General features: G+C 63.2%; 10 protein-coding genes. 8 read left to right on the top strand and 2 right to left on the bottom strand.

The window, feature by feature from the left end:
* Nucleotides 1-20: 20 nt before the first annotated feature.
* Nucleotides 21-1,007 carry a fumarylacetoacetate hydrolase family protein gene (locus YUU_RS0105930; RefSeq protein ID WP_027521564.1) on the bottom strand — a complete coding sequence of 329 codons (987 nt, stop codon included), beginning with the start codon at nt 1,005-1,007 and terminating at the stop codon, nt 21-23.
* A gap of 105 nt (nt 1,008-1,112) precedes the next feature.
* On the opposite strand from YUU_RS0105930, the gene YUU_RS0105925 reads away from it, so the two are divergent.
* The 3 genes from YUU_RS0105925 (at nt 1,113) to YUU_RS0105915 (ending at nt 3,875) form a co-directional block, all read left to right on the top strand.
* On the top strand, nt 1,113-1,772 hold the full coding sequence (locus tag YUU_RS0105925; protein ID WP_027521563.1) for a GntR family transcriptional regulator: 660 nt from the start codon (nt 1,113-1,115) through the stop codon (nt 1,770-1,772).
* A gap of 73 nt (nt 1,773-1,845) precedes the next feature.
* Nucleotides 1,846-3,087: an MFS transporter gene (locus YUU_RS0105920; RefSeq protein WP_198031702.1), complete on the top strand. Its 1,242-nt coding sequence runs from the start codon at nt 1,846-1,848 to the stop codon at nt 3,085-3,087.
* Nucleotides 3,088-3,098: 11 nt separating this feature from the next.
* On the top strand, nt 3,099-3,875 hold the full coding sequence (locus YUU_RS0105915; RefSeq protein WP_027521561.1) for a cyclase family protein: 777 nt from the start codon (nt 3,099-3,101) through the stop codon (nt 3,873-3,875).
* Between the two features lie 43 nt (nt 3,876-3,918).
* On the opposite strand, the gene YUU_RS0105910 is transcribed toward YUU_RS0105915, so the two are convergent.
* Complete coding sequence (locus YUU_RS0105910) at nt 3,919-5,184, bottom strand: NAD(P)/FAD-dependent oxidoreductase (RefSeq protein ID WP_027521560.1); 1,266 nt, start codon at nt 5,182-5,184, stop codon at nt 3,919-3,921.
* A 304-nt stretch (nt 5,185-5,488) separates the two neighbouring features.
* Between YUU_RS0105910 and YUU_RS0105905 the strand changes: the two genes are divergently transcribed.
* The 5 genes from YUU_RS0105905 to YUU_RS50065 all read left to right on the top strand — a co-directional run bounded on the left by YUU_RS0105905 (nt 5,489) and on the right by YUU_RS50065 (nt 12,564).
* The gene (locus tag YUU_RS0105905) at nt 5,489-6,661 is read left to right on the top strand and encodes an ABC transporter substrate-binding protein (protein WP_027521559.1); all 1,173 of its coding nucleotides are present in this window, start codon (nt 5,489-5,491) and stop codon (nt 6,659-6,661) included.
* 844 nt (nt 6,662-7,505) lie between these two features.
* Nucleotides 7,506-8,408 (top strand): hypothetical protein, encoded by a 903-nt coding sequence (locus YUU_RS50075; RefSeq protein WP_245287960.1) that lies wholly within the window; start codon nt 7,506-7,508, stop codon nt 8,406-8,408.
* A gap of 364 nt (nt 8,409-8,772) precedes the next feature.
* Nucleotides 8,773-9,228: a hypothetical protein gene (locus YUU_RS0105895; protein WP_245287959.1), complete on the top strand. Its 456-nt coding sequence runs from the start codon at nt 8,773-8,775 to the stop codon at nt 9,226-9,228.
* A 130-nt stretch (nt 9,229-9,358) separates the two neighbouring features.
* Nucleotides 9,359-11,146, top strand: coding sequence for a type I secretion system permease/ATPase (locus YUU_RS50070; protein ID WP_051389619.1), 1,788 nt, complete (start codon nt 9,359-9,361; stop codon nt 11,144-11,146).
* On the top strand, nt 11,143-12,564 hold the full coding sequence (locus YUU_RS50065; RefSeq protein ID WP_051389618.1) for an HlyD family type I secretion periplasmic adaptor subunit: 1,422 nt from the start codon (nt 11,143-11,145) through the stop codon (nt 12,562-12,564). The genes YUU_RS50070 and YUU_RS50065 overlap by 4 nt, the downstream gene beginning before the upstream one ends.
* Nucleotides 12,565-12,566: the final 2 nt, after the last annotated feature.

Raw genomic sequence — 12,566 nt, 5'->3', positions numbered from 1 at the left:
GTTTGCAAGAGCGTCGCGGTTCAGACATCCCTGCGGAGCACCTGATTGCGCAGTCTGCCGATCCTCTCGACCTCGAGCTCGACGGTATCGCCATGGTGCAACCAGCGATCGAGCTCGAGGCCGCAGCCGCCGCCGACCGTACCTGAGCCCATGAATTCACCCGCCCGCAACGTCTCGCCGCGCGAGACATGGGCGATCATGTCCTCGAAGGAGTGCAGCATGCCGCTGCTCGTGCTGTCAGTCCAGATCTCGCCATTGACGCGTGCACGCATGGCAAGATTGTAGGGATCGGGAATTTCGTCCGAGGTCACGATCCAGGGGCCGATCACGTTGCCGGCATCGAAGCTCTTGCCTTTGGCGGGGCCGAGCATGCCCCGCATTTCCTCAAACTGCGTGTCGCGCGCGGAGAAGTCATTGTAGATCGTGTAGCCGAAGATGTGCTCACGCGCCTTCGCGAGCGGGATGTCGCATCCTCCCTTCGACAGGAAAATCCCGAACTCGAGCTCGAAATCCATCAGCTCGCTGTACGCGGGCCACGGCACCGTCGCGTCCGGGCCGGACACGCTGAAGCGGTTGGTGATGTAGTAGATCGGCCGCTCGCGGTAGACTTGGGGCACCTCCTGGAGTGGTCGTCTGGGCGCATCGCTTGCGACCCCCTTCCGCTGCGCGATGCGCGCCATGCCCGCCGGAGCTTCGCGGATGTGCCCGGGAAAGACCGAAAAATCGCGCATTTGCGGCGGCTCGGGGACCGGAGCCAAGAGCCTGATGCGGTCGAGCGGGGAGGAGATGTCCTCGTCCGCCGCACAGGCTTCCACCACCCGACGCGTGGCTTCGAGAGCTGCTTCTCCCGCCTCGATCAATTGCAGCAGGCTCGCGCCAACGGCATCCGCGCGGCCCGTTCGTGTCGCCGCGGCCACAAGGTCGAGCACCCGCTGACCTCCAGCAGTGTCGATGATCGCGCCGGGTCGGGCAGACCCGCCAGGCGGAACGAATGTCGCAAGTTTCATTGAGGGCTCCTTGAAAAATATATTTTCTTCACTAAAATATACAAAGTTGTCAATGCCAGCCGTTCGTCCGCAAGCCCAGGACGACCATCAGCGAAGGCAAGGTCCATGGATCAGGAAAGCGCGACCCTTACCGAGCGCGCCGAAGCAGCGTTGGAAGTCGCCATCGTCAAGGGCGAGCTGCGCCCGGGCGCCAAGCTCAAGATCGCAGACATCGCGGCTGACTACGGCGTCAGCCAGACGCCGGCCCGCGAGGCATTGTCGCGGCTCGCGTCAAAGGGGCTGGTGATCGCGGTGGGGCAGCGTGGATTCCGTGTGGCGCCCATGAGCGACACGGATCTCGCCGACATCACATCGACGCGAATTGCGCTCGAAGCGGCGGCGCTGCGCCAGTCGATCCGACATGGCGATGCGAAATGGGAGGGAGAGATCGTCTCCTGCCTGCACCAGCTCAAGCGTGTCGCCGGTCGATCCAGGATTCTGAAGAATACGCCCGAGCTCGACAGGGTTCACAAATTATTTCATGCCGGCCTGATCGCGGCTTGCAGTTCGCCGCGAACCGTTGGGCTGGCAAGTCAGCTCTACGATCAGGCGTCGCGGTATCGCAATCTGATGCTCTCGAATGCCGTCGTCGCGCAGGACTTCGTTGCCGAGCACGAGGCGCTCGCCAACGTCGTCCTGTCGCGTTCCGCCAGCGCCGCCGTGACCAAGCTCACGGCTCATCTCCAGCGCACCTACAGCGACATCTACGGGGCGATGCCCGACTAGAGCGAAGCCAGCATCTGCGCGACAGAACCCAAAGCAAAGAGCGCAGGGAGAATTCAGTATGAGGGAGGGAGTTGTGAGTTTGATCGATCATCCAGTCGGGCTGCGGAAGCATGAGATCACCCGCGGCTGGTTCATCCTGGCCATGGCGCTCGTCGGCATCGCGGTCGGCGCGTCGTCTCTCTTGTTCTACAGCATCGGGGTATTTTTCGAGCCGCTGCAGCGAGAGTTCAACTGGAACCGCGGGCAGATTTCCGGCGCCTTGATCTACCTCACCGCCGGCCTCGTCGTTTCCGGGCCGGTCGTCGGCTCGCTGATCGACAGGTTCGGCGCGCGGATCGTCGCGCTGATATCGATCCCGCTCTTGGTGCTGAGCATGGTCGGTCTCGGCAGCCTCAACGAGTCCATCTCCGCCTTTTATGCATTGTTCTTTGCCGCCGGATGTTTCGGCGGCGGCACGACGCCGGTCGTCTACACCCGGGTCGTCAACGCCAACTTCAGCGCGTCGCGCGGTCTGGCGCTCGGCATCGTATTGGCCGGAGGCGGGATCTCTGCACTGGCCTTGCCGCCGCTGCTCGCCTCGCAGATCGCGTCATTTGGCTGGCACGCGGGCTTCATCGTCCTGGCTGCGCTCGCCGCTGTGGCCTGGCCCCTGGTCTATTTCGGCTTCCGCGATCTGGAAGGCGCGATGCAGCCGACGCGTACTGTCACGGCGGGCGCCGGACGCTGGGAGGCGCTACGGTCTCGCGTCTTCTGGACCATCGCGATTGGGTTCCTCGCCGTTGCGGCAGCCATATCGGGAACGGTCGTTCATCTGGTACCGCTGCTGCGGGATGCCGGCGTGCCGCTGTCGACCGCCGCCGGCGTCGCCTCGCTGATCGGTGTCGGCGTCATTGCCGGGCGTGTGCTGATCGGATGGGGCATTGATCGCATCTTTGCGCCCTACGTGGCTTGCACAGTCTTCTTGGTTGCGGCAGCAGGCTGCGCGCTTCTCAACTACGGTGGTGCGCAAGGCGCTCCGGTCGCTGCACTGCTGATCGGCTTTGCCTTCGGCGCGGAAATCGATCTCATCGCCTACCTGACCGCGCGCTACTTCGGCATGCGCAATTACGGCTTCCTCTATGGATTGGCCTATTCGCTGTTCAGCGTCGGCGCGGCTGCTGGCCCCGCCGTCATGGGACGCCTGTTCGACCTCAACAAGAACTACGAGGCCGCACTTTGGCTGATGGTGGCGTGTCTCGTTTTCGGGGCATTGTCTCTCGGGACATTGCCGCGCTTTGTCGGGACGTCTGACAACGAAATGCAGGGAACGTCGTAGGATCAAGAGACATGGCAAGGCGAATCATCGACATCTCGGTCCCGTTGCAGAACGATGTGCCAGCGGATCCCCCTGGCAACCGGCCAACCATTCAGTACATCGATCACCAGCAAGGCCTGCCGGGCATGCTGCAATTCTTTGCAGGCCTGAAGGCGGAGGATCTGCCGGACGGGCAGGGCTGGGCGGTCGAGCACGTGACGCTGTCGACCCATAATGGTACCCATCTGGATGCGCCCTGGCACTTTCACCCGACGATGAATCGCGGCCAGTCGTCGTGGACCATCGACGAGGTGCCGCTGGAATGGTGTTTCCAGCCGGGCGTGAAGCTCGATTTCCGGCATCTGCCGGACGGTCATGTGGCGACCGCCAAGGACGTCGAAGTCGAGCTCGAGCGTATCGGCCACACGCTGAAGCCGCTTGAGATCGTCGTCGTCAACACCCGTGCCGGCGCCAGGTTCGGCCTGCCCGACTACGTCAGTTCCGGTTGCGGCCTGGGGTATGAGGCGACGATGTACCTCCTGGATCGCGGCGTGCGGCTGACCGGAACGGATGCCTGGAGCTGGGACGCCCCCTTTGTCTTCACCGCGCAGAAGTATGCCGAAACCAGGGATGCCTCGTTGATCTGGGAGGGGCACAAGGCCGGCCGGCACACCGGCTACTGCCATCTGGAGAAGCTGCACAATCTGGAGCTCCTGCCCTCGACCGGATTCACTGTGTCGTGCTTTCCAGTCAAGATCGCGCGCGCGTCGGCCGGCTGGACCCGCGCAGTGGCGATCATCGACGGCTGAGGCGTCACCTCTCCCCGTAAGAACGGGCAGAGGGAGAGGAACGTCACCCCGACACCTTGCTGCTGCCTTGCGTGATCAGGCGGGCGGCGCGCTGGTCGCGGACGTAGATCCAGAGCCAGGTCAGCGCGACGGCGAGCCGATGGCGCAGGCCGATCAGGAAGTAGATGTGGGCGATGCCCCAGATCCACCACGCGATCGCGCCGCGCAGCTTTACGCGGCCGAAATCGATCACCGCGAGACGCTTGCCGATCTGCGCGAGGCTGCCGGCATGCTTGTAGCGGAAGGGGCCGAGCTTCTCGCCGCGCAGCCGAGCCTTGATGAGGTTTGCAACGTAGCGTCCCTGCTGTTTGGCCGCCGGCGCGATGCCGGGCACGGGCTTGCCGTCCCAGGCGGGAATCGTGACGGTGTCGCCGATGGCGAAGACATCCGGATGGCCCGGCACCGTCAGGTCGCCTTCGACCTCCACGCGTCCCGCGCGGTCCGCCGGCGCGTTCAGCCATTCGGCGGCGGGCGAGGCGCGCACGCCGGCCGCCCAGATCTTGGTTTTCGCGTTGAGCCGCTGTCCGCCATAGACCACGCCGTCGCGGTCAACCTCGGTGACGGGCTGCCCCAGCACGACCTCGACGCCGATCTTCTCCAGCGAAGCCTGTGCATAGGCCGAGAGATCGTCGGCAAAGCCGGCGAGCACGCGCGGTCCCGCCTCGATCAGCACGACGCGCGCCTTGCGCGTGTCGATGTTGCGAAAATCGCCCGGCAGGGTGTGATGCGCCATCTCGGCGATGGTGCCGGCAAGCTCGACGCCGGTCGGACCGGCGCCGATGATGACGAAGGTCAGCCGCGCGGCGCGGCGCTCCGGATCGGTCTCGCGCTCGGCGCGCTCGAACGCGACCAGGATGTGACGGCGCAGCGTGGTCGCATCCTCCAGCGTCTTCAAGCCGGGTGCCCACTGCTCCCATTCGTCGTGGCCGAAATAAGCGTGGCGGACGCCGGTCGCGAGCACCAGCGTGTCGTAAGGAACTTCGCTGCCGTCATCGAGCAGCACGGCGCGCCGCTCGGCATCGACGCCGTTCACGGTCGCAAACAGCGTCGTCACTTCGCGCCGCGCCCGCATGAGGTGGCGGACCGGCCAGGCAATATCGCTGGTCGCGAGCGAAGCGGTCGCGACCTGGTAGAGCAGCGGTTGAAACAGGTGATGATTGCGGCGGTCGATCAGCGTGATCTCGACCGGCACGCCGCTGAGCCGGTAGGTCGTCTCCAGCCCGCCGAAGCCGGCTCCGACAATGACGACGCGGTGGGGTTTCGCAGTCATGAAAGCTGCCCTCGATTCGCTGGGTGCGCGCCGCTCATTAAAGAGCGAAGACGGGGTCGCGGTCCAATAGCCGTCATCAATTGAGGAATAGCGACGTCGTATCGACGAGACCGCGAAAAAGCGCCGCAGCCCTCGTCGAAGGGAGTAGAACTATATTTCTTGCCATCCGGGATGAGGGCGAATTATGGTGCAGGGGCGGGCGCTGAGCCATTGACGGCTCACACGATTTTGCGTCCTAAACAGAACGAACCGGAAGCGGCCATCCGCCATTTCGGGGCAATGAAAATTGAGGAGGGGAGTGGTTATGAGGACGGCATTCTGGCTGGCGGGCGCGGCTGCGCTCGCGCTGGCAAGCCCGGCATCGGCCGGCGACACCATCAAGATCGGCTTCGTCTCGACCTTCAGCGGCCCGACCGCGGTGATTGGCAACGACATGCGCAACTCCTTCGAGCTCGCGCTCGACCATCTGGGCCGCAAGATGGACGGCAAGCCGGTCGAGGTGATCTACGAGGACGACCAGCAGAAGCCCGATGTCGGCAAGCAGAAGACCGAGAAGCTGGTGCAGTCCGACAAGGTCGATTTCATCGTCGGCTACATCTGGTCCAACGTGCTGCTCGCCTCGCTCAAGACCGCGGTGGATTCGAAGACCTTCCTGATCTCGGCCAATGCCGGCCCGTCGCAGCTCGCCGGCGAGCTCTGCTCTCCTTACGTGTTCTCGACCTCCTGGCAGAACGACCAGACGCCGCAGGCGATGGGCCAGTACATGAACCAGAAGGGCGTCAAGAGCGTCTTCCTGATCGGACCGAACTACGCCGCGGGCAAGGACATGCTCGCGGGCGTCAAGAGCACCTTCAAGGGCGAGATCAAGGGCGAGGAATATACGGTGTGGCCGAGCCAGCTCGATTTCTCCGCCGAGCTGTCGAAGGCTCGCGCCTCGGGCGCGGATTCGATCTTCGTGTTCTATCCGGGTGCGGCCGGCGTGCAGTTCCTCAACCAATATGTGCAGGCGGGCCTGAAGACCCAGATTCCGCTCTATACGGTGTTCACCGTCGACGAGCTGTCGCTGCCGCTTCAGAAGGAGAATGCGCTGGGTATCCCCGGCGCGCAGGAATGGGTCAACGATCTCCCGAACGACGAGAACAAGCGCTTTGTCGCCGATTACCGCAAGAAGTACACCAGCCTGCGCCCGACCTATTACGGAGCGCAAGCCTACGACGCGGCCCAGCTCATCAACAGCGCGGTCGTGGCGGTGAAGGGTGACACCAGCAAGAAGGACGCGATGAAGGCCGAGATGGAGAAGGCCAACTTCAAGTCGCTGCGTGGTCCGTACAAGTACGGCAACAACCACATCCCGATCCAGAACTTCTATCTCCAGGACGTCGTGAAGGACGCCGACGGACAGCTCGCGCTGAAGACGGTTGCCACCATCGTCAAGGACGACCAGGACCGCTTCCACGACAAGTGCGCGATGAAGTAAGCTCGCTCCTCTCCCTCTCCCCGTTCTTACGGGGAGAGGGCTGCCTCTACAATCACGGTAAGAGACGGACTCGCGGAGAGTCTCCCTCGCCCGCATTCCCGCTGCGCGTGAATTGCGACCTGTCGCCGCAAGCGGGGCGAGGTGAAGAGCTACACCTGCGGCACGTTCGCGGAGACCTGCTCCCGCAACGGCTGTCTGCTCCCAAACGGGTGTAGCCGATCTGACGTCCTCCATTCGAATCGCTGCACTCGAATTGACGACTCGGCTTTTGACCTGCCCAGGCTGACACTCCTTGACGTCGGGGGAAGGCCCGTCCGATTGCGGCGAGGGAGGCGACATGAATTTCCGGTACCCGTCGGACGCGATCGTACCGCTTCACCGCGACCACCATCACGTTGACGATAATGGCTATGACAGGTTCGCTTCCGCATCGAGGGACACTTCGCCTTCCTCCATGCCGACTTCTGGAGACGATGGAGTTGGCGCCCATGGCCGGCTCTGGTTTGCGGGTCAGGAGGCGCACTCTCCCACTGGAATCATGAGCCGGCACGACGCCGTGTCTTCCGAGCCCGATAGCGACCATCACGCCACTCCATCCGACGGAATCGGATCTGGATCGGGTAACATCGGATCTGGATCGGGTAACTCGGGGCTCGGTTCGGGCTCAATCCAGAGCGGAGGCAACACGGCCGGTCATGGCGGAGATGGCTATTCTTATGGAGGCATCATTCATGCCTCCATCCTGATCTATGAGCCGATCAACATATCGGTGTCCGTCGGATACGGCTCCGTTGCATTGGCTCAGCAAACCAACGACGTGAATGTCGATCAGTCCGCCTTTCAGATGGCGGGCGTCGGGGGAGACGGCGGCAACGGCAATATCGCGGCAGGAGGCGGCATCGGTGGCGCCTCCACGGGCTCCGCCGTGATCGCGACCGGTGGCAGCAGTGCCGGCAACGGGGGCGACGGCTATTTCTCCGGCGCGCTGGTGGACGCTCCCGTCGTGATCTACCATCCGGTCAATATTGCGGTGGCGGGCCCAGGTGGCACCGCATACGCAAGTCAGTCGAATGCGGTCGATATCAATCAGTCGGCCGTCCAGATCGCAGGTGTTGGCGGGAGCGGAGGAAACGGCAACGTCGCCGGTGGCGGCAGCGTCATCACGCTCGATCCCGCCTGGGGATCAAGCAACGGCGGAAACGCCTGGCATCTGGTGGAGACGGGTGGCAGCCAGGCCGGCAATGGCGGGGACGGTTCCTTCTCTGGAGAGCTGGTTCATACCTCCTTCGTGCTGTACGACCCGATCAACATCGCGGTCGCGGGTTACAACTCCAGTGCTTACGCGATCCAGACCAATAGCGTGTATGTGGATCAGTCCGCCCTTCAGATCGCCGGCATCGGCGGGCATGGGGGCAACGGAAACGTTGCGATGGGCGGCAGCCTTGTCTCTCACAGCCTGTGGGGCGGCTCCGACGCGATTGCCACTGGGGCCAACGGCGCGGGCAATGGCGGGAGCGGCCATTCCTCGGGGAACCTGATCGACGTCAGCGTCGCGATCTATGCTCCCATCAATATCGCAATCGCCGGCCCGCATTCGACGGCAATCGCGGATCAGACCAACGATGTGCACATCGACCAGAGCGCGGTCCAGATCGCCGGAGTGGGCGGCGACGGCGGCCATGGCAATCTGGCGCTGGGTGGCGATCTTGCAACGCATCTTCTGCCAGATCTGCACTTGATGGCCTGAAGCGCGATGAGATCAGGATGAATCGTCATCGCGCTTCAGGTGATTGATTGCGCATGATCTTTTCGGAAAACCGCTTCGCACTTTTCCGGATCGTGCTTTAGCGAGACTTGCGTCGCTCGCCCGATCGCAACGCGGCTGCTTCGTCGATGCGCCGCGCATGCAAGCACCCGGACGCACCCTGACGTCTGCGAGGTCAAGATGTCAGCACGGAGGTCATACTTTCGTGCGTAGGCCCACCAAACCGGATGGTGTCCGATTTGACATCTATCGCCGCCCAGCATGCGCGGATCAGAGTTGCTGAGCGTGTCCATCTGATCGGGATGGATGATGCGTGCAAGTCAGCAAACGGAGGGAGGCTCAAATGATGCCCAAGGCGATCCACATTTCAGATTCAATCGGCTTCAAATCGATCGACACCGGTGGTCAAAGTGTCGGAAACGGCGGTGACGGCACTTTCAAGGGAGCCATCATCAACAAGCCCACGCTCACCTTCGACCCAACCAACAAGGCGGAAGGTGCCGACGTGCACGTCAACACCGGCGATCACGTCAAGCAAACGGCGGACTGGGATGCCGGCGGCGCGAATGCGACCGCCTCATGGTACGCAAAGGCCCATGGCGGAACCGCAACGTCGAACGGAAGCCAGAGTTCGGAGAGTGGCTACGATACATCCAAGGTCTACGCGAATACGGACGCCACCCAGATCAACAAGCTCTGGGTAGACCAGCACCAGGACGCGGCCGCCGGTATCGGCGGTGACGGTGGAAGCCTCAACTACGCACAGGGTGGAGACGTGGGCTTCCACTTCGACGTGCTCTGACCAGCAGCTCGTCGCGTGGCGGGACCGGCGGCGCGTGCCGCCGGTCCCGGATTTGCAGCGAATGGTTCGTCGTCACGTCTGATCGACGGGCAGGCGTGAGGCCAAACCAAATCTCCGGCGGTGACGAAAAATGCTGATGCCGCCTCTCCGAACACCGCTTCTGCCATCGGCCCGGACTTCGTTGGAAGCCGCGCTTTGGGCCTGCGCGGGCCCGCTTGGTCTCGTGTTCGCGTATAGCTGCAGCTACAATCTGCTGCTCTTTGCGCCTTCAATCTACCTGCTTCAGATCTACGATCGGGTGTTGTCGAGCCGGAGCGGCGACACGCTTCTGATGCTCACCTTCATCGTTGCGCTCACGGTCGTTGTCGGTGGAGTGCTTGACGCATTGCGCCGCGTCCTGTTGGGCCGCCTTGGCGCGTGGGTTGAAGACCGACTTCGTCCTTCCGTGCTTTCGGCTTGCCTCGAATCCGCCTTTCGCGGCGATTGGGCCCAGTCGCCGGACGCATATCGGGATCTCACGGCTCTGCGCCAGTTCGTCGAGTCCAGCGCATGCCCGCTGCTGTTCGATGCGCTCTGGACACCCTTCTTTCTCGGTGTCCTTTTTCTCGTTCACCCGTTGCTTGGGGTCGTGGGAGCCTGCAGCGTGATTCTGCTGTTCGGTCTCACGCTTGCAGGCGACCTGCTCACGGACGATGCTACGGTCAAGTCCGGCGCAGCGTTGTCCAAGAGCTACGGCCGGCTCGCGGCTGCGATCGGCAATATTCACTTGATCCGCGCAATGGGAATGGTGGATGGCACGGCGCGCCTCATATACACCGACGCACAGGAAGCGCGCAGAGAGCATGATGTTGCGCTCTCGCGGCACGCGCTCATCATGCTCGCGACCAAGCCGGTACGAGCGCTGTCGCAGGTCGTGATCATGGGAGCGGCAGCGTGGCTCGTGCTCGACTACGGCAAGAGCCCGGCGATCATTTTTGTGGCGACACTGATGTCTGGCCGCGCCATCGCACCGGTCGAAGGTGCGATTGCAAGCTGGAAATCACTCGCGACGGCCATGAAAGCCTATCGGCGACTCAACGCCGTGCTCGCCGCAATTCCGGCCACGGGCGTGAATGCAGAATTCCCGTCCCAGCAGCCGCTGAGCGGCCTCGTCGTCGATAACGTCAGCCTGAGATTGTCCGGGTCCAACAACTTTCCGTTGAAAGGCATCTCGTTCAGTCTCGCACCCGGCGAATGCCTTGGCATCATCGGTCCGTCCGGCTCGGGCAAGTCGCTGCTTGGCCAAGTCATCGCCGGACTTACGATTCCAACGCACGGTCGTGTGCTGCTCGACAATGCCGACGTATCGCTGCTCCGCGAGGGACGAGGCGGTCGCCATCTCGGATACCTCCCTCAAGACATCAATCTCTTTGGCGAAACGATAAACGAGATCATCGCGCGTCTTGACGATGCCGATCCGCGGGAGATCGTCGAGACCGCCAAGCTCGTCGGCATCCATGACGCGATCATGCGACTGCCGCAAGCTTACCACACCGTGGTTCCCGGCGGGGGCGTGGCCTTCTCTCGCGGATATCGCCAGCGCCTCGGTCTTGCTCGGGCCTTCTTCCGCAACCCGCGCCTCGTCGTTCTCGACGAGCCGAACGCCAGCCTCGACTACGCCGGGGAGCGGATGCTGCTGGACGCCATCGAGCAGTTGAAGATCGCCAATGTCACGGTGGTCGTCGTCACTCACCGGATGGGCATCCTCGGAGCCACGGACAAGATCGCCATCATGGAAGGCGGCGCGGTCATCGCGTTCGGCGAGAGCGAGGAAATGTTCGAGCGGCATCTGAGCAGGCCCCAGGTGATATCGCAAGCCGCACCGGCCGAGAGCGCGCCTGCAACCGCCAAGGCGCCGGGACAGCCGGTCCGCCCATGATCCGGAAACCGAAAACGCGCGTGCCCCTGCGCACCCCACCCGCCGAGCGGAGGCTTGGAGTCGTGATTACCGCAATCGACGATTACGAGCCCCTTGAGTTTCCATGGTGCACGGCCCCGACGCCGATCTCGCCACGGACGAGGCTCCGCGGGGTGACGCTCGCGGGCAATCTGCTCGTGCTCTGCTTCATGCTGGGGCTGGGGACGTGGTCGAGCCTTGCGCCTCTGGAGAGCGCGGCGATCGCTTCCGGCGTCGTGGAATCGGAATCGAGTCGCAAGACCATCCAGCACCTGGAAGGCGGCATCATCGGAAAGATTCTGGTTTCAGATGGCGACGTCGTGCGTAGCGGTCAGGCAATGATCGCGCTGGACGACACCAGGGCTCGTGCTGAAGTGCAAAGCCTTCAGGGCCAGCTGTGGGATGCAATGGCACGTGAAGCCCGGCTCGACGCCGAGCAGCGGGGATATGAGAAGCTCTCGTTTTCGGAGACGCTGGAGCATGCGGCCAGTGCGAATCTGGCCGCCGCCACCATTCTGTCGACGCAGCAGACCGTCTTTTTGTCGCGGCGGAAGGTGTTTCAGTCGCAGGTGACGGTGCTTCGAGAGAGGCGAGGACAGGTCGAGAAGGAAATCGAGGGCCTCAAGGCCCAGGAGGCCGCCGTCGCGCAGCGCATCGACATCGCCCGGGAGGAACTCGACATGGTCGCCACCCTCGTCAGCAAGGGCCTCGAGCGGCGACCGCGTCTTTTGAACCTTCAACGGGAACTGGCTGACATCGAGGGGCGTCGGGGCGAGATCGCCGCGCAGATCTCACGTGCCGGGCAAGTGATCAGTGAATCGCAGGCAAACCTGATCAAGCTCGAGAGCGACAGGCAAAACGAGATCGCACAAGCGTTGCGTGAAGCACAGAACCAGATATTCCAGTTGCGCGAGCGGTTGCCGGCGGCCCAGGACCAGTTGTCGCGAACAGTGATCAAGGCGCCTGAGGACGGCGTCGTGACCGACCTCCGGGTTCACACGCCGGGGGGCGTGATCGGAGCGGGGGCTCCACTCATGGATCTGGTGCCCCGGCAGGATCGCCTCATTGTCACCGCGCGCCTGAGGCCCGAGGACATCGATGTGGTCCATCCGGGCCTGAATGCGGAAGTGCATCTCCTGCCGTACAATCAGCGTCGTGTGCCGCGGCTGAAGGGAATCGTGACACATGTGTCGGCCGACCGGCTTCTCGACAAGCGCACCGACCAGCCGTACTACGCGACGAAAATTCGCGTCGACGACGCACAGATCGCCGCAAACGATATCCAGATCATCCCGGGGATGCCGGTTCAGGTTTTCATCACGACAGGACGCGGTACCGTCGCGCTTTACGCCCTAAGGCCCCTGCTCGACAGCTTCCATGGTGCGTTCCGCGAGGATTGAGT

The organism is Bradyrhizobium sp. Ec3.3, assembly GCF_000472925.1.
GTDB lineage: Bacteria > Pseudomonadota > Alphaproteobacteria > Rhizobiales > Xanthobacteraceae > Bradyrhizobium.
The sequence above is the reverse complement of the archived record's forward strand: the minus strand, read 5'-3'. Positions and strand labels throughout refer to the sequence as shown.